The organism is Paraburkholderia sacchari (assembly GCF_000785435.2).
Lineage (GTDB): Bacteria > Pseudomonadota > Gammaproteobacteria > Burkholderiales > Burkholderiaceae > Paraburkholderia > Paraburkholderia sacchari.
Map to the genome: position 1 here is coordinate 34,710 of NZ_JTDB02000007.1, position 22,254 is coordinate 56,963.

Sequence of the window (22,254 nt, forward strand, 5' to 3'; positions counted from 1 at the left end):
TTGCGCGCTACCTCACTTCGGCAGCACGCTGTTGCCGCGTCCCTTGCCCGATTTGCCGGTTGATTTGCGCGCCGGTTTGCGCGGCTTGGGCTCCACGCCCACGCGCGGGTCGCGCGCCAGTACGAGTTCGGTAAGGCGCTGCGCGACGGTTTCGAATTGCGCATCGTCCTGCGTGACGTACAGCCACTTGCCCAGCACTGGATGCGGCTGCAACGAGGGCATTTCGTCGATGAGCGCGGCGTGCCGATCGTGCGACGTGCAGACCAGCAGGCCGTTAAAGGGCTTTTCGCGGTCGGCGGCGATGAGGCAGAGCAGGCCGTCCATATAGGCGGCGTCGGCGCCGAACATCAGCTTGTGCAGATAGCCGGGGTCGCGCTCGAAGGCGTCGAAGATCCAGAGCAGGGAATTGCGGATTTTGGACGGCATGGCGCAAAGGACTCCGGATGGTTTAAGAGGGCATGCCGGCGTAAAGGTGCCGGGGCGCGACGCCGTCATTTTACGAGCTGTGCAAGCGCCGCCTTGACATCGGCGCATCACCTCCTATGCTTAACCACATGGTTAAGCATGAAGACGACGCCTTGAACCGCACCTTTGCGGCGCTGGCCGACCCCACGCGGCGCGCGCTACTGGCCCGGCTCGCCCTGCAGGACGAGCTTTCGGTGAGCGCACTCGCGCAGCCGTTCGCGATTTCACTGCCCGCGGTGATGAAGCATCTCGATGTGCTCGCCGATGCGGGGCTCGTCACGCGCGCGAAGACCGGGCGCACGGTGGCGTGCCGGCTTGCGGCGGGGCCGATGGAGGACGCGATGCAATGGCTCGCGCGTTACGAACGCTTCTGGAACAGCGCACTCGATCATCTTGCCGCTTTTGTGGAGGAGGAGGCATGTCCACCCAGCCCAGCAGTCCGGGACACAGCACGGAACACAGCGCAGGAGCAACCAGCGCCGCCGCCCGCGCCGGCCCCAGCCTCATTGTCAGGCGCCGCATCGATGCGAGCGCCGCGAAGGTCTACGCGGCATGGACGCAAGGCGAGCAACTGATACGCTGGATGCATCCGCTCGACACGATCTGCCTGCATGCCGAGGCCGACGTGCGCGTGGGCGGGCGCTTTCGCGTGATCATGCGCTCGCCCGACGGCGAAGAGCACGACGCGAGCGGCACGTATCTGGAAGTGGTGCCGGAGGAGAAGCTCGCATTCACATGGGCGTGGCGCAGCGCGCCCGAGCGCGAGTCGCGCGTGACTGTCGTGCTGCGCGCCGACGGCGCGACCACGGAGGTCATGCTGCGCCACGAACGCTTGTTCGACGAAGCCACGCGCGACGCGCATCGCGAAGGATGGTCGAGCGCGCTCGACCGTCTGATGGATCTGTTCGAATGACGGCATTCGGTTGAGCCGGCTTTGGTCAGATCGACAGGAAGGAGGTAGTAATGATGCAACGGCACCCAATTGTTTCGGAGGACGAATGGATGGCGGCGCGCAAGGCGCTGCTTCGCGAGGAGCGTGCGTTCACGCATGCACGCGACGCGCTGGTGGCGAAGCGTCAGGCGCTGCCATGGGTGAAGGTGGAGAAGCCCTATGTGTTCGACACGCCGCAAGGCACGCGCACGCTCGCGGAGCTATTCGGGCCGCGCAGCCAGTTGCTGACGAATTGCCGGGCATCAGCGCGTTTTATCGCGACGAAGCGGGCAACGTCTATCACACGTATTCCGCTTACGCGCGTGGCGTGGAGATGGCGCTCGGCGCTTATGCAATGCTCGAATTCACGGCCAAAGGGCGCAACGAAAAGAAGGATATGCGCGAGTGGATGCGTCACCACGATCGCTATGAAGACAGCGCAGCACTGGATGATGCCGTGCAGAAGCCATGCTGTGCGCACGAGCACAAAGCGCAATAGTGTTAGAGCGCTAGAGCGACATCTCGAAGGCGGGGCGCAGCAATACCTCGATGGCCATCACAATGAGGCCCATCGCGGCGGCGGCGAGCGTCAGCGTGCCATATTCGTCGTAGCGCGAGTCGTACAGACACGCAACCACGAAGAGGATGGCGAGCAGATTGGTCAGCCAGTAGAAGTTCAGCGCGAGTGGCATGGGTTGCCGGAAATAAAAAATGCGACGGCGGATAGTGCAAACCGTGGCGATTCTATCGAACCGACCTTACGGATACGCAACAACATGGTGCTGCGGGACACGTATTCGGGCGGCTTCTTGGGCGTAGCCAGCCGTGTTAGGCTCGGATCAATCTTGACTGCGGATCAATAATGAAAACATCGACCGACGAATTGCTCGTATTCGTCACGGTGATCGATGCGGGGTCGATCACCGCCGCCGCCGACAAACTCGAGCAGACTGTCTCCGGCGTGAGCCGGGCGCTTACGCGGCTCGAAAAGCAACTGGACGTGGCGCTGCTTGTGCGCACCACGCGCCGTCTGCAATTGACCGAGGAAGGCGAGCTTTTTCTCGAACGCGCGCGCGCCATTCTCGCGGCAATGGAAGACGCCGAGGAGGCCGTCTCGCGCCATCGCGAACAGCCCTCGGGACGCTTGCGCGTGGATGCGGGCGCGCCTTTCATGCTTCACTGCATCGTGCCGCACGTGGCTGCGTTTGCCGAACGCTATCCGGGGATCGAGCTCGAACTCACGAGCCATGAGCGCATGGCCGATTTGCACGAGCAGCGCGTCGATATCGCCATTCGCATCGGCGCTTTCGAGGATGCCGCGCTGCACGCGCGCACGCTGGGCGCGAGCCGGCGCCATGTGGTGGCGAGCCCGGCGTATCTCGCGGCGCGCGGCACGCCGCGCACGCTCGCGCAACTGCGCGAGCACCGGCTGATTGGCTTCACAGCGCCCGCGCAGGCGAACAGCTGGCCGCTTGGCCTGGCGTCGCTCGCGGCACAGGCTTCGCTGCTCGACGAGACGCCAGCCACGCCCGATGGCTTCGTGGCCCACCCGGCGCTCGCGGCGTCGAGCGGCGAGACGATACGCCAGCTCGCGCTCGCCGGCGCCGGCGTCGCCTGCCTCTCCGACTTCATGACCGCAGCGGATCGCGCGGCGGGCCGCCTCGTGACCCTGCTCGACGACGCGCTTGTTGCCGAGCAACAGCCGATCTACGCTGTCTACTACCGCAGCGCCGCGCTTGCCGCGCGCGTGCAGGGTTTCCTCGCATTTATCGGCGGCAGGCTCGAAGCGTTTGCCTGACGGGCACGCCTGGACCGCCGTGTCGATGTCCGCGCGCACTCATGGATTGCCCCAGGGCAGCGGGGTGCTCGTGGAGGTTGTCTATACAGGCTCGCCAGGCTAGACTCCACGTCACTTGACTTGTATAGACAGGATTCGATCATGCTTCTCACGCCCGGCCATCTGACCCTCCCGCAACTGCGCCAGATCGCGCGCGCCGCGGACAGCAGCAGCGTCCAGCTTCAGCTCGACCCGGCAAGCTTTGCCGCGATCGACGAGAGCGCGCGCACCGTTGCCGAGATCACGGCCAAGGGTGAGCCCGCTTACGGCATCAACACGGGCTTTGGCCGCCTCGCCAGCACGCATATTCCGATCGATCAGCTCGAACTGCTGCAGCGCAACCTGGTGCTCTCGCACGCCGTGGGCGTGGGCGAGCCGATGGAACTGCCGGTCGTGCGCCTGATGATGGCGCTGAAGCTGTCGAGCCTGGGACGCGGTCATTCGGGCATTCGCCGCGAAGTGATGGAAATGCTCATCAAGCTGTTCAATGCAGACGTGCTGCCCGTGATCCCGGTGAAGGGCTCGGTGGGCGCTTCGGGCGACCTCGCGCCGCTCTCGCACATGTCGGCGGTTCTGCTGGGCGTGGGTGAAGTGTTCATCCGCGGCAAGCGCGCGAGCGCCGAAGCGGGTCTGGCCGCCGCCGGCCTCAAGCCGATCGCGCTGCAAGCGAAGGAAGGCCTCGCGCTGCTGAACGGCACGCAAGCCTCGACGGCGCTGGCGATCTACAACATGTTCGCAATCGAAGACCTGTACCGCACGGCGCTGGTTTCCGGCGCGCTGTGCGTGGACGCGGCAGCCGGCTCGGTCAAGCCGTTCGATGCGCGCATTCACGAACTGCGCGGCCATCGCGGCCAGATCGAAGCGGCCTCGGCTTATCGCACGCTGCTCGACGGCTCGGCGATCAACCTTTCGCACCGCGATTGCAGCAAGGTCCAGGACCCGTACTCGCTGCGCTGCCAGCCGCAGGTGATGGGCGCGTGCCTCGACCAGATGCGCCATGCCGCGCAAGTGCTGCTGATCGAAGCCAACGCGGTCTCGGACAACCCGCTGATCTTCCCGGACACCAAGGAAGTCATTTCGGGCGGCAACTTCCACGCGGAGCCGGTGGCGTTCGCAGCCGACAATCTCGCACTGGCCGCCGCGGAAATCGGCGCGCTCGCCGAGCGCCGCATCGCGCTGCTGATCGACGCGACGCTCTCGGGCCTGCCGCCTTTCCTCGTGAAGGACGGCGGCGTGAACTCGGGCTTCATGATCGCGCACGTAACGGCGGCGGCATTGGCTTCGGAGAACAAGACGCTCGCGCATCCGGCTTCGGTGGATTCGCTGCCGACTTCGGCAAACCAGGAAGACCACGTGTCGATGGCGACTTTCGCCGCGCGCAAGCTCGCCGACATCGCCGGCAACACGGCCAACATCCTCGCAATCGAACTGTTGGCCGCGGCCCAGGGCGTGGACCTGCGCGCGCCGCACGCGACCAGCCCGGCGCTGCAGAAGGTGATGGCATCGGTGCGCAAGGAAGTGCCGCATTACGACCTGGACCGCTACTTCGCACCCGATATCGCGGCCATGACGGAGCTCGTGCAGAACGGCGCCATCGCCGCGCACAGCCCGTTCGCGTTCGAGTCGGAAGCGCATCAAGAAGCGCATTAAGCGTTGTATACGTCGTATTGAAGGCAACGGCGAAGATGCGGCCGGTGGCGCGATGCGCGCGTGACGCGCCATCGAAACCATCGGCCCATTCGACCACGCAATGAACGCACCCGCATACCAGGGCATCAAGGACTTCATTCTTGCGCGCATCCACGCGGGCGAATGGAGCGAAGGCGACCAGGTGCCCTCGGAGAACGAGCTCGCGCGCGAGTTCAAGGTCGCGCGCATGACGGTGAATCGCGCGCTGCGCGAGCTGACCGCCGAGCAGGTGCTCACGCGCGTGCAGGGCGCGGGCACCTTCGTTGCGCGTCCCAAGTACGAGTCCACGCTGGTGGCGATCCGCAGCATCTCCGACGAAATCCTCGCGCGCGGCCACGGCTATCGCGCCGAGGTGCTGGAGATCGGCGTGCTGCCCGCCGACGAGGCGCTCGCGATCGAAATGGGGCTGCGCACGAACGACCGGGTCTTCTACTCGCGCATGCTGCACTTCGAGAACGACGAGCCCGTGCAGCTGGAGGAACGCTGGGTCAATCCCGATGTCGCGCCCGATTACGTGGAGCAGGACTTTACGTCCACCACGCCCAACCATTACCTCATGCGCGTTGCGCCGCTCCAGGGCGTGGAGTACCGCATCGAGGCGCTCGCCCCGCGGGGCGACACGCGCGCTCGGCTCAAGATGAAAGACGTCGAGCCGTGTCTCGTCCTGCACCGGCGCACCCGCTCGAGCGGGCGTGTGGCATCGGTGGCGAACCTGTGGCATCCGGGCAGCCGATATCGCTTCACGGGGCACTTCTAGCCGGCGCCTCGCCGGCGCGCTTCTCGTTGCGCTCCCCGTTGCGCTCCCTGTCGCGTTTTCCGGCGCATTTCCCGCCGTTGCCCCTCTTCCTTTCATTCGCATTGCAATGATGCCGCTTGCGGGTTGCGTCCTGCCTCGCGATGCGGCTAACCTTCAGGCATCGGCCAGGCTTGCCCGGCCCACGAGGGAGGACCTCCGCAATGGAAGATTCCAGTGCAACGCTCATGCCCACGTGGCGCGCGAACCTTGCGCTGCTCACGCGCGAAGTGGGCGCGGTCACGCGGCTCGCGAGGATGATGACGTTTTCGGCGAGCTACATGAAGCTGATTGCTTCGGGGCAGCGCGACTTCAGCGCGGAGTTCGTGCGCGGCATCGAGGCCGTCACGGGCTTGCCCGAAGGCTGGATGGACGAGCCGCACGGAGCCGGCGAGGTGCCCCAGGAGGCGCGCGACGCGATTGCCGACGAAACTCCGCGCGCGCGCTTTCGCGGCACCGCGCATCCGGTGCGCAAGGCGCCCGTGCTGCGCACCGAGCCGATCTTCGGCCACGGCGCGGACGCCCGGCGCGCGCAGGATATGGCCGCCCAGGACGCGCAACGGCGCTCCGCCGGCACGCGCAAGATTCGCGAGCTGGCCGCGCAGGACGTGCGCAAGCTCGAACGGCACCTGAGCATGCTGCCGGTGGAGCCGGAGGCGTTGCGCGCGCGCATCGAAGACGTCATTGCGCATGCCGAGCACGACGAGCGCTCGCGGGCCGATCTCGAAGGCCGCCTCGAGCAGATCGAGAAGCATCGCGAGTTGCTTTTGCGCCACATCACGCGGCTTCACGCATTGCTTACCCGATCGATCGACGACTGATTCCGGCGGCTGCGGCCAGAGCCGCGATTTCGCGCGTGGCAGTGCCTCAGACCCGCAGTTCCGCGAGAATCTGCTCGGCGAGAAAGTCGCAGGTCGGCCGGTTCGAGCGGACGCTGCGCGCGAGCACCACTTCGAGTTCGGGCAAGGCGGGCAGCCCGTGCTGCCGGCCAAGCGTGACGAAGGTTTCAGGCACCGCGCAGCGCGCGAGCGGCGCGACCGCGAGGCCCGCCGCGACCATGCTGCACAGCCCCATCAGGCTCGGACTTTCATACGACGTGCGATAGGCGATGTTTTCGCGTTCGAGCGCGGCAATCGCGTTCGAGCGCGCGACGCTGCCCGCGCTGAAGAGCGCGATGGGCAAGGGCCGCTCGCGCCAGACCTCCCGGCCGATCGCCGCGCTCGCTTGCGCGGGCGGCCCGGCCCAGACCATCGGCTCGAAGCGGATGAATTCGCCGGCGAGCTCGCGCGTGCCCGTCACGCAGGCCAGATCGATCTTGTTCTCCTTCACGAGCGGCGCGAGCGCGCTGCTCGGCAGCCCGACCACCTGAATCTCCACTTTCGGCCAGTTCGCCGAGAACTTGCGCAGCACCGGCGGCAAGAGCGACGACGCATAGTCATCGGGCATGCCGATCGACACGCGGCCGGTGACCTCGGGGTGCGCGAGCGAGGCCCACGCTTCGTCGCGCAGGGCGAGCATGCGTCGCGCGTAGGCGATCAGCGTGTGGCCGTCTGGCGTGGGCGTGACGTTGCGCGGCGCGCGAACGAAAAGCGGCTTGCCGAGCGTGTCCTCCAGCGCGCGGATCTGCATGGAGAGCGCGGCCTGGGAGCGGTGCACGAGCGCTGCGCCGCGCACGAAGCTGCCGGCATCGGCTACGGCCACCACCATTGCAAGGACATCGAAATCGAGGGTCTTCATGGGTACGGAATGCGCGCCATGGGGAAACGCGGCATCAGAAAATCTGATCGAAACATTCAATATAACGCGTTTGCCTGAACGTTGCGACGCTCGTATGCTGGTTCGCACGATCCGTGTTCCAACGCTGTTTTGCTTCGCTCTCACACTTTCATGCCGGGAAAACCCATGTCGACCAACACGTCAATTGATTTGAACTACGAACAATTCCGGCAATTGCGAATGCGCCTCGACATGTCGCGAGGCAAGCCAGCGCCCGAGCAGCTCGATCTCTCGCAGGGGCTTTTCGATGCCGCGCTGGTTGCGGACTATCGCGCGAGCGACGGCTTCGATTGCCGCAACTACGGCCTCGCCTCGGGCTTGCCCGAGGCGCGCGAACTGGGTGCCGAACTGCTGGGCGTGCCTGCGGCGCAGGTGATTGCGGGCGGCAATTCGAGCCTCGAACTCATGCATGACGCGCTCGTGTTCGCGCTGCTCCACGGCGTGCCGGTGGGCGAGGGTGGGGGCCGCGGCGCGCCGTGGCGCGGGCAGGGCGAAATTGCTTTCCTGTGCCCCGCGCCAGGCTACGACCGGCACTTTGCGATTTGCGAGGCGCTGGGCGTGCGCATGATCGCCGTGCCCATGCGCGATGACGGCCCCGACATGGACGCAGTGGAAGCGCTCGTGCGCGATGACGCCACGATCAAGGGCATGTGGTGCATGCCGCTCTACAGCAATCCCACGGGCGCGATCTATGCGGACGAGGTGGTGCAAAGGCTTGCCGCCATGCCCGCCGCCGCACCCGACTTCCGCCTCTTCTGGGACGACGCCTATCGCTTTCACCACCTCACCGGTCAGCGGCACGAGACGCCCAATATCATCGAGGCGTGCGCGGCGGCAGGGTATGCGCAGCGCGCGCTCGTGTTCGCCTCGCTTTCGAAGGCGACCTTCGCGGGCGGTGCGCTCGCGTGGCTGGCCGCGTCGCCAGCCAATGTGGCCTGGTGGCAGCGCTGTGCGGCGGCGCGCACGATCGGCCCGGACAAGCTCAATCAGTTGCGCCATGTGCGCTTTATCCGCGATCGCGCGGGGCTCGAGGCGCTGATGGCGCGCCATCGCGCACTGCTCGCGCCGAAGTTCGCCGCCGTGGACGAGGTGTTCCGCGCGCGTTTTGCGCAGGTGCCCGAGGTGCGCTGGAACGTGCCGCGCGGCGGCTACTTCATCAGTCTCTACACGCCGAAGGGTTGCGCGCGGCGCACCGTCGAGCTGGCCGTCGGGGCCGGGCTCGTGCTGACGCCCGCGGGCGCGGCGTTTCCCTATGGCGTCGATCCCGAGGACAGCCATCTGCGCATTGCGCCATCGTTTCCGTCGCTGGAAGAGGTGCGGCTCGCGGCTCATGGGATTGCGGCGTCGCTGCTGCGCTCGCTAGAAGCGCGCGAGGTGGCGGCGGTCTGAGCGCGGCGCGACATGCAGCAAAACGATGTGCTACAACGAAAGGCGAACTCCGTCGTCCACCTATCGTCTAGCAGGAGGCCTGCGTGTCCGCTCTCGCCGCCAGTCTGCAACGCGCCCTCGCGCAGCGCACGCGCGAGGGCGCGGCGCGTCCGCCGCTCGCGCGCAGGCTCGCGTCAGGCCCCGGCTGGCAGGTCGACGACGTCGTCTGCACGTTCGGCCCCGCCGACCGGCCCTATGAGGAGCGCCATGCGAGCGCGTGCCTCGCGATCGTCGCGGCCGGCTCGTTCGGCTACCGCTGCGGGTCGGGCAAGGCCGGCCGTGGGCGCGGCACGGAACTGATGACGCCCGGCGCGCTCATGCTGGGCGAGCCGGGCGCGTGCTTCGAATGCGGCCACCGCCACGGCGCGGGCGACCGCTGCATCTCGTTTCATTTCGATCCGGACTGGCTCGACGAGCAGGCCGCCGCAGCGGGCCTCGTGCCCCGCGCGCGGCGCTGGAGCGCGCTGCGCGTGCCGCCGCTGCGCGCGCTCGCGCCGCTCGTCGCGCGCGCCTGCGCGAACGTCGAGGCGCTGGAGCGTGGGGCCGGAGTCCCCGCTGCGTGGGACGAACTGGCGATCGCGCTGGCGGTCGCGACCTTGCGCGTGAGCGCGGACGGCAAGGATGTGCGCGGGCCGGATTCCCTGCAAGGAAGGGCCGGGTCGACGGCTGGATCGCGGCCATCGGCGGCCGCGGCCGCGCGGGTGGCCGCGACGCTGCGTCTGATCGAAGAGACGCCCGATTCGCCGCATACGCTCGCGAGCCTCGCGGCGGCGGCGGGCGTGAGCGAGTTCTACTTCCTGCGGACCTTTTCGGCGGTAGCGGGCGTGACGCCGCATCAATACCTGCTGCGCTCGCGCCTGCGCGTGGCCGCGCTGCAGCTCTGTGCCGGCGAGGGCGGCGAGAAGATCGTCGATATTGCACTGGAGAGCGGCTTCAACGATCTGTCCAACTTCAACGCGGCGTTTCGCGCGGAGTTCGGCGCGAGCCCGCGAGCGTGGCGCGACGCGATGCGCGAGCGCGAACTCGCGGCGACGTCCTGGCCGCGCGCGACGTCTGCACCCAACGCGACGGACACAGCGAACGCGGCGGCGATGCAGTCGCCATGAACGCCGCGCGCGCAAGGGCCGGTGCATTCGCGCTTGCATTGGCGTTGGTGTTCGCGTGGCCGTGCGCACAGGCGCAGCCGCCGGCCGATGCGCAGACACAAGCGCAGGCGCCTGAGGAATCCCTGGATCTCACCGATTTGCCGCCCGCCACGCTCGAGCGCGACGTCCATGAATTCGTCGTGCAGCACGACGGCTCGATCGAGGAGCACGACGATTCGACGATGCGCGCCAACACCACCGCGGGCGTCGACGCCATCGCGCAGCGCTACGTCTGGTTCAACAAGGATTCCGAAACGATCACGGCGCTCTCAGCGCAAACCGTCGACCCCGACGGCACGCTGCACGAAGTGGGCGCAAGCGCGATCCGCGACGTTCAGGAGCCGCGCTCGGCGGGCGCGCCGACCTTCCAGGACGGCGTATTGCGCACCGTGATCTTTCCTGGCGTGCAGCCGGGCTCGCGCGTGCGCCTAATCTGGACGAAGCACCGTGCGAAGGCGATGCAAGCCGGCATGTTCTCGTACTTCGCCGAGCCGCCGGTCGAGCCGGTCGAGCTTCAGCGTCTCGTCTTCGATCTGCCGGCCGATTTGCCGCTTCATGTCGATGCACGCGGTTATGAAGCGCTCGCGCCCGTGACTGCGAACGGCCGCACGCGCTACGCCTTCGAGTATCGCCATGGCCCTTACGCGCCGCTGGAGCCGGGCGCCGTCTCGCGCGTGAACTGGGGCGCGCGCCTCATGGTGACGACCTTGCCCGACTACGCGGCCTTTGCCGCGCGCTACCGCGATGCTGCCGCCGATCCCACCGCGACCGATCCGTCCATCGCGGCCCTCGCGCAAACGCTGACGGTGGGGCTTGCGGATCCGCTCGAGAAGGCCGCGCGCATCTACGACTGGATGCGCCTGAATATCCGCTACGTGGCGCTATTTCTGGGCGAGACCGCAGCGGCCCCGCACCACGCGGTCGACATCCTGCGCGCACGTTACGGCGACTGCAAGGACCACGTCGCGCTGTTCACGGCATTGCTCGCGGCGGTGGGCATTCGCGCCGAAGCGGCACTGCTGAATCTTGGTCCGGTCTATGCGTTGCCATCGGTGCCGGGATACGGCGTGGAGGCGATCGATCATGTGATCGCTTGGCTGCCCGACCTGGGCGTGTTCGCCGATACCTCATCAGGCGGCGTGGCGTTCGGCTATTTGCCGGCGGGTGTGCTGGATCGCCCGGCGCTGCTCGTCGACGACGGCGTGCTCGTGCGCACGCCCGCCACGCAGCCGCGCGAGCGCACGGTGCGGCTCGAAATCGACGTGGGCGCCGATGGCGGCGCTGCGTATCGCTATCGCGTGGAGGACACGGGCGCCGGTGCGGAACCTGAGCGCAACACGCTGCGCCGCGCGACGCGCCGCCAGGCGCGGGAGATCGCCTTGCAGCGTCTGCGCCAGGCTGGCCTGGCGGGCACCGCGCGGGTCTCGACGAGCGCGCTCGATGCAACCGGCGGGCCGTTCACCGTCACGGTCGCCGGCACGCTCGACCATGTCGTCTGGCGCGACGGCACGACGGCGCTGCCCGCCTTGAGCAGTTTGCCGGGCGGCATCGCCTCGCAGCTCGACGCGTGGCTCGCGGTGCCAAAGCGCACGCAGCCGTGGGCCTGTGTGGGCGGCGACTTCGAGGAGCACGCGCAAATTGTGTTGCCCGCATTCGCGCGCGTGAGCGACCTGCCGCATGACATCTCGGCAAGCGCGGGCGCGGATGGCGCGCGACTCGACTATGCATCGCACTACGTGTTCGATCCGGCGTCGCGCACGGTGCAGATTTCGCGCAGGCTTGCCGCGCATTTCGGGCGGCAGATGTGCTCGCCGGATCAGTTCGCGCAGATGCGCGACGCGCTCGTGCGCATGCAGCGCGATACGCGTGCGCAGATCGTCGTGCGTGCCCGGAGCCGATGAGCGCGCGTTAGCCGCCGCGCGTAGTCACAGGCACCCACGCGCCTTGCTTCAATCGATAGAGCGTCGCTGCGCCGTTCCTGAGCGCGCCTTGATCGTCGAAGGCAATGCGGCCCGTTACGCCATCGAAGGACAGGGTCTTGAGCGCGCCGCGCCAGACCGCGGGATTCGCCGATCTGGCGGCCGCCATCGCGTGAATGGCCGCCCATGCCGCGTCATAGCCGAACGGCGCGTAGGCGAGCACATCGACGCCGAAATGGCTCTTGAAGCGTTGCGCGAAATGCGGGCCGTCAGGCAGCTGCGCAAGCGGGCGGCCGTACTCCCACGCGAGCGCGCCTTCGCCTGCCACGCCCGCGAGACGCACGAAGTCGGGAAGCGCGACGCCTCCGCCGCCCACGAACTGCACGCTCATGCTGCGTGCCTTCATTTGCCTCACGAGCGCCGCGGCCTCGTGCGCGAGGCCGCCGAAATAGAGCAGGTCGGCGTTGGCGGCCTGGATGCGCGCGAGCTGCGGGCCGAAGTCGACGCTATCGCCTGTTCCGCCCGATGCGCCCGTCGTGAAGTCGCGCGTGACCACGATGCCGCCACGCGCCTTCACGGTGCGCTCGAACACGTCGGCTTCGCCCTGGCCGAACGCGCTGCGGTCGTCGACGATGGCGATGCGCCGTGCCTTGATCTCTTCGACGGCCCATGCGCCCGCCACGCCGGCGGTCCACGCGTCGTTGGCGACCACCACGAAGGTGTTAGCGAAGCCTTGCGAAGTGAGCGTGGGATTGGTCGCGATGGGCGCGATCATGGGGATGCCGGCGCTTTCGTAGATGCGCGAGGCCGCGATGGCCGCGCCTGAGTTGAAGTGGCCGACCACGGCCGCCACATTCTCGTTTGCGAGCCGCGTAGCGGCCTGCACACCGCCGCGCGGGTCGGCGCGATCGTCGAAGCTGACGAGCTCGAAGTGCGCGGTTTGATCGCCGATCTTCACGCCTTGCGCGTTGGCGTCGTCGATGGCGAACTGCGCTCCTTTTTGCAGGTCGCGGCCATAGTCGGCGTAGTCGCCGCTCAGTGGCGCGGCGAAGCCGATCCGCACGGTGAGCACGGTGAGCGGCCCGGCTGCGTGCGCGATGCTGGCGGGCGCCGTGGCGAGCATGCACGAGAGCGCGCCGAGCGTGATCGCGAGCAGTGCGGCGCGCCGCGTCGGACGGGGCAGCGCACCGGACGGGCGGCATGGCGTGTGGCGCGATTTCATCGTGGCTCCTGTGTCGACCAGAGTTGGCGCTTTAGCTGTCGATCAGAGTTGGCGGTTTAGTGCTTACTCCGATCCCATGCAAAGCTCGCGGCGTGGGCGCAGCGGTGTTTTTCTACGTTGTGGTTCGAGCGTGCTGCGTGCGTGTTGTGGTCCTGCGCTCAACGCTCCGCTTGCATCGCAAGCAGCGTTTCGCGCAGGCGCACGAGCGGCGCCATGGTGTCTTCGTTGGCCCAGCCTTCGAGGTCGTCGAGCGCGCGGTTGCAGCCGTCGAGCACCACGTCCAGATCGACGGGCACGCCGTTGGCCAGCGCAAAGCGCACGATCGTCTCGAAGCGCTCGCAGTCTTCGTCGCCATAGGCAATGTCGAGATTGTCGGCGATGGTCTGTGCGATGTCGCTGCGCTGGCGGTCTTCTTCGTCGACGAAGTCGATGATGCCGCGCGCCACTTCGGGTGCGTGATAAAGCGCGATGTCGAGCCAGACGGCTGCGTCGAAATCGGCTTCATGGCTTTGCTCTTCGAAGTATTCGATGGCTTCCTGCTCGTGCGTCTCGCCGGCGTCGACGGCAAGGCACAGTTGCTCGAAATACTCTTCCTGTTCGCTGCGGATGGGGTGGGACATCGATCGATCTCTTGACTAACGGGGGACGCGGGACGGCGCGGCGTTTGCGCTGGAGCAGCGCATCGCGCGGCTCGCATTATAGGCCGCGCGGCTCGCCTTCAGTCCATGTCGATGGCCCAGGCGTCGAACCATTCGCGCGGGCGCGCGATCTGGTCCTGCGCCGCGACGATTTCCAGTTCGTAGCGCCCCGCGTCGTAGGTGGCCTTCACGACCGCGTTCACGGCGGCGAGCGTGTGCTCGAACGCGGGCCGCAGCGCGTCGCCGTTCATCAGGCGCGCGACGAAGATGGCGCTCGTGATGTCGCCCACGCCCACGGGCTGGCGCGCGAAGTGATAGAGCGGGCGCTGGCCGAGCCACGCCTCGTGCTCGCTCACGACAAGCATGTTGAAGGTGTCCGCGGGGCTGTTGCGGTCGAGCAGATGCTTGACGAGCACGAGCTTCGGGCCGCGCTCCAGCAGTTGGCGGCAGGCGTCGACAGCCTCCTCGGCGGTCTCGATCTCGCGCCCGACGAGCCGTTGCAGTTCGCTGTGGTTCGGCATCAGCGCGTCGGCCACTTCGGGCATGTGCTGCACCAGAAACTCCTGAATGCCGGGCTCGACCTTGCAGCCGTTGCCTTCGCCGTTGACCGTGCCCATTACCGGGTCGCAGAAGTAGCGCGCGTGTGGATTAGCGGCCTTCACGGCGCGCACGACGTCGATCACCGCCTGGGCCTGCTCGGGCGTGCCGAGGTAGCCCGAGAGCACCGCGTCGCAACGCGGCAGCACGCCGATTGCGCCAATGCCCTCGGCAAGATCGACCATCTGCTCTGCATCGATCGCGCTGCCGGTCCAGTGGCCGTACTGCGTGTGGTTCGAGAACTGCACGGTATTGAGCGGCCAAACGTTCACGCCGAGGCGGAGCATCGGGAACACAGCGGCGCTGTTGCCCGCATGGCCGAACACGACGTGTGGCTGGATGCTCAAAACGTTTTTCATGGGCGTTCTGTGGGGCGAGACGCGAAAATTAGCGCGGTGCGGCAACGATAACCGAATTCGCCGCGCCCAGTCGATGCTCACGTGCGTGCAGTGTTGCGCGTAGCCGTCTCGCAGGTTGCGTTCCGGTGTGCGAAGTGTTGTGCAAGCGGTTGTGTGAGCTGTTGTGCAAACTGTGCGCCGCTTCAGGCCAAATTTCAGGCCAATTCGCGATAGAGCGACATGTAACGTTGTGCCGATGCGGCCCAGCCGAAGTCCTGATGCATGCCGCGCTCGCGCGTCGCGCGCCAGTCGTGGCTGCGCGCGTAGAGCGCGAAGGCGCGGCGGATCGCGGCAGCGAGCGCGTCGGGCTCGAAGCGCTCGAATACGAAGCCGGTGGCGAGGCCATCGGCGAGATTCTCCAGCGAGGCGTCGGCGACAGTGTCGGCGAGACCGCCCACGCGATGCACGAGCGGCAGCGCGCCGTAGGCGAGCGCGTAAAGCTGCGTGAGCCCGCACGGCTCGAAGCGCGAGGGCACCACCATGACGTCGGCGCCCGCGACGATCGAGTGCGCGAGCGTTTCGTCGAAGCCAAGCTCGACGGCCACGGCATCGGGATGTTGGCGCGCCGCGCGCGTGAAACCCTGTTCGAGGCTCGCGTCGCCGGTGCCGAGCACGGCGAGCTGCCCGCCGCGCGAGACGATTTCGGGCACCGCGCCAAGCAGCAGGTCGAGGCCTTTTTGCTCGGTGAGGCGGCTCACCACGGCGAACACGGGCGCGTCTTGCCGCTGCGCGAGCTTCAGGCGCGCTTGCAGCGCCGTCTTGCAGCGCGGCTTGCCGCTCATGTGCGCAGCCGAGTAATGCGCGGCAATAGCGTCGTCGTGGGCCGGATTCCAGATCGCGTAATCGACGCCGTTCAGGATCCCCACCAGATCGTGCGCGCGGCCCTTGAGCAGCGCTTCGAGCCCGCAGCCCTGGGCGACGGTCTGGATCTCGCGCGCATAGGTCGGGCTTACCGTGGTGATCTTGTCGGCGAAATAAAGACCGGCTTTCAAAAATGAAAGCTGACCGTAGAACTCCACGCCGTGCATGTCGAAGAAGTCGGCGGGCAGCCCCAGCATGTCGAACTGCTGCGCGGGAAAAATGCCTTGATAGGCGAGGTTGTGGATCGTAAAGACGGTACGCGTGCCGGCAAGCCGACGCTCGCGCGCCGCCGCGCGCAGGTAAGCGGGGGCGAGCCCCGCGTGCCAGTCGTGCGCGTGCACGATGGCGGGCGTCCAGTCGGGATCGGCGTGCTGGGCGAGCTGCGCGGCGGCCGAGCCGAGCAGCGCGAAGCGCTGCGCGTTGTCGCCGTAGGGCACCTGGTCGGCGTCGAGGTACGGGCTGCCTGGGCGGGCGTAGAGCGCGTCGGCGCGAATCATGTAGACGGGCAGGCCGTTGCCCGGCAGGTGGCCGAGTTCGAGCGACGCTTCGGGCGCGCCGAATGTGCGCGCGAGGCGCGCGACCGGACGCAGGTCGGCTAGGCCCGCCGCCACGCTCGCGAAGCCCGGCAGCAGCACGCGCGCATCGGCGCCTTGCTCGATCAGCGCGACGGGCAGGGCGGCCGTGACATCGGCGAGACCGCCGGTTTTCAGCAGCGGATAGAGCTCGCTGGCTACGTGCAGAACGCGGATCGTCATCGGAATGGGGCCTTTGCGGTCGAGCGACTGTCGAGGGTTGAAGGGGCGCGGGCCTCGCGCTTGTGTATTGCTCAGCCGCCGCGCCTGAGCTTCGCCAGCGCTTCGTCGGTGACCAGCACGACGCCGTCCTCGGTCCGGTAGAAGCGCTCGCCGTCGAGCTTGGGGTCTTCGCCGATCACGGTGCCGTCGGGAATCGCGCAGCCGCGGTCCACCACCACCTTGCGCAGCCGGCAGCTCGCGCCCACCGTCACCTCGGGCAACAAGACTGCCTCGGCAATGTTGCAGAACGACTTCACGACCACATTCGACGAGATCACCGAGCGCGAGATCTGCGAACCCGAGATTACGCCGCCGCCGCACACGATCAGGTTCGTGCCGGAGCCCTGCAGTCCGTTCAGGTCGCGCACGAACTTGGCTGGCGGCAACTGCTCCTGATAGGTCCAGATGGGCCAGTTGCGGTCGTAGAGGTCGAGCGCCGGAATCGTCGAGGCCAGATCGAGATTGGCGGACCAATAGGCGTCGATGGTGCCCACGTCGCGCCAGTAGGGCTCGGCATTCGGATCGGACGAGACGCACGAGAGGCTGAACGGATGCGCGATCGCATGGCCGTCGGTGACCACGCGCGGAATGATGTCCTTGCCAAAGTCGTGGTCGGTGGCCGTGCGCGCGATGTTCTCTTCGAGAAGCTTGAACAGATAGGCGGTCTCGAACACGTAGATGCCCATGCTCGCGAGCGCGATGTCGGGGTGGCCCGGCATCGCGGGCGGGTCGTCGGGCTTCTCGACGAAGCCCGTGACGCGGCGCGACTCGTCCACGGCCATCACGCCGAACGCGCGCGCATCGAGGCGCGGCACCTCGATGCAGCCCACCGTGCAGTCCGCGCCGCTCGCTGCATGGTCGGCCACCATGCGCGTGTAATCCATCTTGTAGATGTGGTCGCCGGCCAGCACGATCACGTGCTTCGGCGAGATCGAGCGGATGATGTCGAGGTTCTGATAGACGGCGTCCGCCGTTCCGCGATACCAGTGCGCGCCTTCCACGCGCTGCTGCGCGGGCCACAGGTCGACGAACTCGTTGAACTCGCCGCGCAGGAAGCCCCAGCCGCGCTGCAGGTGGCGCAGCAGCGAATGGGCCTTGTACTGCGTGACCACCGCGATGCGGCGGATGCCCGAATTCAGGCAGTTGGAGAGAGCGAAATCGATGATGCGGTATTTGCCGCCGAAGTAGACCGCTGGCTTCACGCGCTTGTTGGTGAGCGGACCGAGGCGGGTGCCGCGTCCGCCCGCGAGCACGATCGCGAGCGTGGTGCGCTGCAGATCGTTGAGGCTTGCCGGAGTTTCCATGAGCGTCTCCCTGTTGTGCCCCCGGGGTATGGCCTGGTTCGTTGTGCCTCGGCTCGTGCGCCGGATGCGTTTTGGGTCTTTCCCTTGGGTTTGCCCATTAGGTATTCCCGTCGCCGGCGTCGTTTTTGTGACCGCGCATTGACTGTTCTAGCACTGAAAGCCATCTTGCGCGAATTCATTGCACAGGGCGGCAACGTGTGGCGGCTAGAATCGCTGGTGTTCCAGGCACTCCGTGATCGCCCATGTTTCCGATACGCAAGCTTTGCGCCATCGCCGCTTGTTGCGCCGCCGTTTCCGGTCTTGCCGCGTGTGCTGCCGGGAACGGCGCGAATGCGCCTTTCGCTGCAGCATCCCCGGTTGCCGTGTCGACCGATGGCCCCGCCTATGGTCCCGAGCTTCAGGGTTTCGATTATCCTCATCCGGTGCGCGAGTTCAGCTTCACGTCACAAGGGCAGACGCTGCATACGGCCTATATGGACGTGCAGCCGCAAAAGCCCAACGGCCGCACTGTGGTTCTGCTGCACGGCAAGAACTTTTGCGCCGCCACCTGGGGCGAGACCATCACGCGGCTGACCGACGCCGGCTATCGCGTGATCGCGCCGGACCAGATCGGTTTCTGCAAATCGAGCAAGCCGGCGGCTTACCAATTCAGCTTCCAGCAGCTTGCACGCAATACGCATGCGCTGCTCGCTTCGCTGGGCGTGCAGCGCGCGACCGTCATCGGCCATTCGACGGGCGGCATGCTCGCGGTGCGCTATGGGTTGATGTATCCGCGCGAGACCGAGCAACTGGTGCTCGCGAATCCGATCGGGCTCGAGGACTGGAAAGCGAAAGGCGTGCCTTCGCTCTCGGTGGACGAGTGGTATGCGCGCGAACTGAAAACGAGCGCCGACGGCATCCGCAATTATGAGCGGTCGACTTATTACGCGGACCACTGGAGCGCGCGCTACGAGCCGTGGGTGCAGATGCTGGCCGGCATGTACAGGGGGCCGGGCAAGCAGCAGGTCGCGTGGGATTCGGCGCTGCTTTACGACATGATTTACACGCAGCCCGTGATCTACGAATTCGGCCAGCTGAAAGTGCCGACGCTGCTGCTGATCGGCGACAAGGACACGACCGCCATTGGCAAAGATGCCGCGCCGCCCGAGGTGCGTGCCCAGCTCGGGCACTATCCAGCGCTGGCGAAGGCGGCGCAGCAGGCCATCCCGAACGCGAAGCTCGTGGAGTTCCCGGAACTCGGCCATGCGCCGCAGATGCAGGACCCCGAGGCGTTTCACGCCGCGTTGCTCAGCGGGCTGGCGGCGTTGCCGGGCCAGTCACGATAGTTCGTAGTTCGCGCCTGGCCCGGCTGGAGTCACCGGGCCTCAGCCATCTCCGCGCGCACCTGTGCGGTGATTTCGAACGAGCGCAGGCGCTTGGCGTGATCGTAGATCTGCGCGGTGACGATCAGCTCGTCCGCCTGGGTCTGCTCGATCACCGAAGCGAGTCCCGCGCGCACGCTCGCGCGGTCGCCCACCACCGAGCACGCGAGCGAATGCGCGACGCTCGAAAGCTCGAATTCGTTTGCGGCGATTTGCTCGGCTGGCGGCGGGAGCTGCCCCGGCGTGCCGCGCCGCAGATTCACGAATTGCTGCTGTAGCGAGGTGAACAACAAGCGGGCTTCGTCGTCGGTTTCGGCGGCGAACACGTTCACGCCCACCATCGCGTGCGGTTTCGCGAGCGTGGCCGACGGGCGGAACTGCGAGCGATAGACGCGCAGCGCGGTGAGCAACTGATCGGGCGCGAAGTGCGAGGCGAACGCGAACGGCAGGCCCATCGCCGCCGCGAGCTGCGCGCCGTACAGGCTCGATCCGAGGATATAGAGCGGCACGTGCAGCCCCGCGCCCGGCACGGCGCGCACGCGCTGGCCTTCCACCGGATCGGCGAAGAGTCGCTGCAACTCGGCGACGTCGTCGGGAAAGGCTTCGGCGCTCGCGTGCAGGTCGCGGCGCAGTGCGCGCGCCGTGGTCTGGTCGGTGCCGGGCGCGCGGCCGAGCCCCAGGTCGATGCGCCCCGGATATAGCGCCTCGAGCGTGCCGAACTGCTCTGCGATCAGGAGTGGCGCGTGATTGGGCAGCATGATGCCGCCCGAACCGACGCGGATCGTGCGCGTGCCGCCCGCCACATGGCCGATCACGACCGAGGTGGCGGCGCTGGCGATGCCGGTCATGTTGTGGTGCTCGGCGAGCCAGTAGCGGTGGTAGCCCCAGCGCTCGGCATGCTGGGCGAGATCGAGCGTGTTGCGCAGCGCGACGCTGGCGCTGGAGCCGGCAGGCACCGGCGAAAGGTCGAGGACGGAGAAGGGAATCATGGGCGGGTGGCGTTCCAGTGTTCATGGAGCGTGCCGCAAGCCTGGCCCCGGGAGCGCGCCGGGTGGGCGCTGGGGCGGCTGCAAGGCAGACGCAAGGTCGAGGCATTGTGCCAAAGCGCTCCGGATCCTGCTGACAGGATCGGGGAACCCATGCGCCCCACGTGGTTTCCGGTGGGGCCGCCAAGGTGGGGCCGCCGCGGTTCGCTTGCAAACCATTTTTTAAATTGAATCAGAATAATTCTTGTTTATATCGATATTCGGTCGGCTCGACTAAAGCGCTATTCAATATTGTTAAGAATTTATTTCAATAAGCTTGCTAATTGTTCTGGATCTATAAGGCGCTGGAAGCTTGGTGTGGACCACATGCAAGAATTGCCGTCTTTGCAAATGTGAGAAGCATTTTTGCGAGAGCGCCGGAAGCGGCGCGAGGGCGTTGCTGCTACAATTTTTCCCTTTGAATCAGGGCGCGAGCAGGGGTGCGAAAAAGCACGGTGCGCCTTTTTCCAGGCAATGCTTAATCAATTCATCGGTTGATTGGCGCGGCGTCAGAAATGTGTAGCCGTCTGTTACGCAGGTGGCGGCGAATATGCGACGCGGATACGATGCGCGGGTCAATTTTCGTGATTTCCGGGGTAGGCAAATGTTAGCAGGCGACACGCTCGAGTTGGCCGGCGCGCCGCGTGATTGCGTCGCGACGGCATGGCGCTGGGCGCGAGGCATCGAGGCATGACTGCAGTGCTGGGTTTTCTGTCCCCGGCGTGGTGGCTGGTGATCGCGCTGTGTTGCGCGACTACCTTCTACGCTATTTGTGCTGCGTTGAGCATGCCGCGTCTGGGCTCCGCCGCGCAGGTGCGTATGGCGGCCCGGCGCGCCCGCGCGCGCGCGGCGCTGCCGGTGAGTGTGCTCAAGCCGCTGTGCGGCGCCGAGCCCCGTCTCTTCGAAAACCTCGCCACCTTCTGCGAGCAGCACCATCCGCGTTATCAATTGATTTTCGGGGTGTCCTCGTCGAAGGATCCCGCCATTGCCGTCGTGCGGCGGCTGCAGGCCGCGTATCCGGCTCACGACATCGCGCTCGTGATCGACTCGCGCGTGCACGGCAGCAACCTGAAGGTGAGCAATCTCATCAATATGGCGGCGCATGCGCGCCATGACGTGCTGATCGTCGCCGACAGCGACATCGCCGTGGAGCCCGATTATCTTGAGATCGTCACCGCGCCGCTCGCCGACCCGCAAGTGGGCGTGGTCACGTGTCTCTACAGCGCGCGCAGTGTCGGTGGTTTCTGGCCGCGCGTGGGCGCGCTCTTTATCAACGAGTGGTTCGCGCCTTCGGTGCGGGTCGCGCATTCCACGGGCTCGCGCGCGTTCGGCTTCGGCGCGACGCTTGCGCTTTCGCGTGGCACGCTCGAGCGTATCGGCGGTTTCGAATCGCTCAAGGATTGCCTTGCCGACGACTTTCAGCTCGCGCGCTTCGCACGCGATCACGGGCTTGCCACGGTGCTCGCGCCGGTGCTGGTCGCCACCGATGTGATCGAGCCGACGTTCCGCACGCTGTGGCTGCGCGAGACGCGCTGGCTGCGCACGATTCGCTCGGTCAATCCGGCGGGTTTCGCGTCGCTGTTCATCACCTTTACTTCGCCGTGGCTCGTGCTGGGCGCACTCGCGTACTGGCAGCTCGCGGCCAGCACTACGATGGCGGGGGCCGGCGCAGTGGCGAGGGTCGCGTTGGCTGTGCTCGGCGCAAGCACGGTTGGCGGTATCATCGCGCGGTTGGCCTCGCATGCGCGCGGCAGTTCGAGCCTGCGGGCGTTCTGGCGCGATTTGCCGCTGGTGCCATTGCGCGACACGCTGTTGCTGCTGCAATGGCTGGCGGCGGTATTCGGTTCGCACGTGATCTGGCGCGGCGTGCGCGTGCCGGTCGCCAACCCCGACGTCGTGGCCGCGGCCGACGTGGCCGCCATGCCAGGTGCGGGCGAAGCGCGCGTGAGCGCGGCGCCGCGCCGGGCGGTCGTCGAAGTGTCGGACGGCCGTTGAGGCCGTGGCAGGCACGGCGTAGTTGGGCCTGATGAATCAGGCCCGGATAGATCAGGTCCGGCATGCCGGACCAAAG

20 protein-coding genes and 1 pseudogene are annotated in these 22,254 nt (G+C 66.9%); 12 read left to right on the forward strand and 9 right to left on the reverse strand.

Annotated elements, in window-relative coordinates; genetic code table 11:
- Positions 1-12 precede the first annotated feature (12 nt).
- Positions 13-426, reverse strand: a complete 414-nt coding sequence (locus NH14_RS22395; RefSeq protein ID WP_052148013.1) for a beta-propeller fold lactonase family protein — start codon at positions 424-426, stop codon at positions 13-15.
- 152 nt (positions 427-578) lie between these two features.
- On the opposite strand from NH14_RS22395, the gene NH14_RS34025 reads away from it, so the two are divergent.
- The 3 genes and pseudogenes from NH14_RS34025 (at position 579) to NH14_RS22410 (ending at position 1,895) form a co-directional block, all read left to right on the forward strand.
- Positions 579-1,040 (forward strand): ArsR/SmtB family transcription factor, encoded by a 462-nt coding sequence (locus tag NH14_RS34025; RefSeq protein ID WP_331253465.1) that lies wholly within the window; start codon positions 579-581, stop codon positions 1,038-1,040.
- An 8-nt stretch (positions 1,041-1,048) separates the two neighbouring features.
- Complete coding sequence (locus NH14_RS22405; protein ID WP_331253466.1) at positions 1,049-1,378, forward strand: SRPBCC family protein; 330 nt, start codon at positions 1,049-1,051, stop codon at positions 1,376-1,378.
- 53 nt (positions 1,379-1,431) lie between these two features.
- Positions 1,432-1,895, forward strand: a pseudogene (locus tag NH14_RS22410) (DUF899 family protein).
- 10 nt (positions 1,896-1,905) lie between these two features.
- On the opposite strand, the gene NH14_RS22415 reads toward NH14_RS22410, so the two are convergent.
- Positions 1,906-2,088, reverse strand: coding sequence for a hypothetical protein (locus NH14_RS22415; protein ID WP_028221745.1), 183 nt, complete (start codon positions 2,086-2,088; stop codon positions 1,906-1,908).
- Between the two features lie 170 nt (positions 2,089-2,258).
- Here NH14_RS22415 and NH14_RS22420 point away from each other — a divergent pair, with 170 nt between their 5' ends.
- The 4 genes from NH14_RS22420 (at position 2,259) to NH14_RS22435 (ending at position 6,536) form a co-directional block, all read left to right on the forward strand.
- Positions 2,259-3,194 carry a LysR substrate-binding domain-containing protein gene (locus NH14_RS22420; protein ID WP_035525793.1) on the forward strand — a complete coding sequence of 312 codons (936 nt, stop codon included), beginning with the start codon at positions 2,259-2,261 and terminating at the stop codon, positions 3,192-3,194.
- A 141-nt stretch (positions 3,195-3,335) separates the two neighbouring features.
- Positions 3,336-4,883, forward strand: a complete 1,548-nt coding sequence (hutH, locus tag NH14_RS22425) for a histidine ammonia-lyase (protein WP_035525795.1) — start codon at positions 3,336-3,338, stop codon at positions 4,881-4,883.
- A 100-nt stretch (positions 4,884-4,983) separates the two neighbouring features.
- A complete protein-coding gene (hutC, locus tag NH14_RS22430; protein ID WP_035525797.1) occupies positions 4,984-5,679 on the forward strand; it encodes a histidine utilization transcriptional repressor HutC in 696 nt (231 codons plus the stop codon).
- 200 nt (positions 5,680-5,879) lie between these two features.
- Positions 5,880-6,536 carry a hypothetical protein gene (locus NH14_RS22435; RefSeq protein ID WP_035525799.1) on the forward strand — a complete coding sequence of 219 codons (657 nt, stop codon included), beginning with the start codon at positions 5,880-5,882 and terminating at the stop codon, positions 6,534-6,536.
- Positions 6,537-6,582: 46 nt separating this feature from the next.
- On the opposite strand, the gene NH14_RS22440 is transcribed toward NH14_RS22435, so the two are convergent.
- Positions 6,583-7,452, reverse strand: a complete 870-nt coding sequence (locus tag NH14_RS22440; protein WP_035525801.1) for a LysR substrate-binding domain-containing protein — start codon at positions 7,450-7,452, stop codon at positions 6,583-6,585.
- Between the two features lie 165 nt (positions 7,453-7,617).
- Between NH14_RS22440 and NH14_RS22445 the strand changes: the two genes are divergently transcribed.
- The 3 genes from NH14_RS22445 (at position 7,618) to NH14_RS22455 (ending at position 11,965) form a co-directional block, all read left to right on the forward strand.
- Positions 7,618-8,880 (forward strand): aspartate aminotransferase type Ic, encoded by a 1,263-nt coding sequence (locus NH14_RS22445; protein WP_035525803.1) that lies wholly within the window; start codon positions 7,618-7,620, stop codon positions 8,878-8,880.
- Between the two features lie 83 nt (positions 8,881-8,963).
- Positions 8,964-10,025 carry a helix-turn-helix transcriptional regulator gene (locus NH14_RS22450; protein WP_035525806.1) on the forward strand — a complete coding sequence of 354 codons (1,062 nt, stop codon included), beginning with the start codon at positions 8,964-8,966 and terminating at the stop codon, positions 10,023-10,025.
- Entirely contained in the window at positions 10,022-11,965 is a 1,944-nt protein-coding gene (locus NH14_RS22455; RefSeq protein ID WP_052148014.1) for a DUF3857 domain-containing transglutaminase family protein, read from the forward strand. The genes NH14_RS22450 and NH14_RS22455 overlap by 4 nt, the downstream gene beginning before the upstream one ends.
- 7 nt (positions 11,966-11,972) lie before the next feature.
- On the opposite strand, the gene NH14_RS22460 is transcribed toward NH14_RS22455, so the two are convergent.
- The 5 genes from NH14_RS22460 to glgC all read right to left on the reverse strand — a co-directional run bounded on the left by NH14_RS22460 (position 11,973) and on the right by glgC (position 17,797).
- Complete coding sequence (locus NH14_RS22460; protein ID WP_052148041.1) at positions 11,973-13,106, reverse strand: branched-chain amino acid ABC transporter substrate-binding protein; 1,134 nt, start codon at positions 13,104-13,106, stop codon at positions 11,973-11,975.
- Positions 13,107-13,363: 257 nt separating this feature from the next.
- The gene (locus tag NH14_RS22465) at positions 13,364-13,825 is read right to left on the reverse strand and encodes a hypothetical protein (RefSeq protein ID WP_035525809.1); all 462 of its coding nucleotides are present in this window, start codon (positions 13,823-13,825) and stop codon (positions 13,364-13,366) included.
- Between the two features lie 98 nt (positions 13,826-13,923).
- Positions 13,924-14,799 (reverse strand): pyridoxal kinase PdxY, encoded by an 876-nt coding sequence (gene pdxY, locus NH14_RS22470; RefSeq protein WP_035525812.1) that lies wholly within the window; start codon positions 14,797-14,799, stop codon positions 13,924-13,926.
- Between the two features lie 194 nt (positions 14,800-14,993).
- Complete coding sequence (gene glgA, locus NH14_RS22475) at positions 14,994-16,454, reverse strand: glycogen synthase GlgA (protein ID WP_035525813.1); 1,461 nt, start codon at positions 16,452-16,454, stop codon at positions 14,994-14,996.
- 71 nt (positions 16,455-16,525) lie between these two features.
- Positions 16,526-17,797: a glucose-1-phosphate adenylyltransferase gene (gene glgC, locus NH14_RS22480; protein WP_035525816.1), complete on the reverse strand. Its 1,272-nt coding sequence runs from the start codon at positions 17,795-17,797 to the stop codon at positions 16,526-16,528.
- A 242-nt stretch (positions 17,798-18,039) separates the two neighbouring features.
- Between glgC and NH14_RS22485 the strand changes: the two genes are divergently transcribed.
- Positions 18,040-19,122 (forward strand): alpha/beta fold hydrolase, encoded by a 1,083-nt coding sequence (locus tag NH14_RS22485; RefSeq protein WP_035525818.1) that lies wholly within the window; start codon positions 18,040-18,042, stop codon positions 19,120-19,122.
- Positions 19,123-19,151: 29 nt separating this feature from the next.
- Here the strand turns inward: NH14_RS22485 and NH14_RS22490 are convergent, their stop codons facing one another.
- Positions 19,152-20,147, reverse strand: coding sequence for an LLM class flavin-dependent oxidoreductase (locus tag NH14_RS22490; protein ID WP_035525820.1), 996 nt, complete (start codon positions 20,145-20,147; stop codon positions 19,152-19,154).
- A gap of 726 nt (positions 20,148-20,873) precedes the next feature.
- Here NH14_RS22490 and hpnI point away from each other — a divergent pair.
- Positions 20,874-22,178: a bacteriohopanetetrol glucosamine biosynthesis glycosyltransferase HpnI gene (gene hpnI / locus NH14_RS22495; protein WP_084225370.1), complete on the forward strand. Its 1,305-nt coding sequence runs from the start codon at positions 20,874-20,876 to the stop codon at positions 22,176-22,178.
- Positions 22,179-22,254 lie beyond the last annotated feature (76 nt).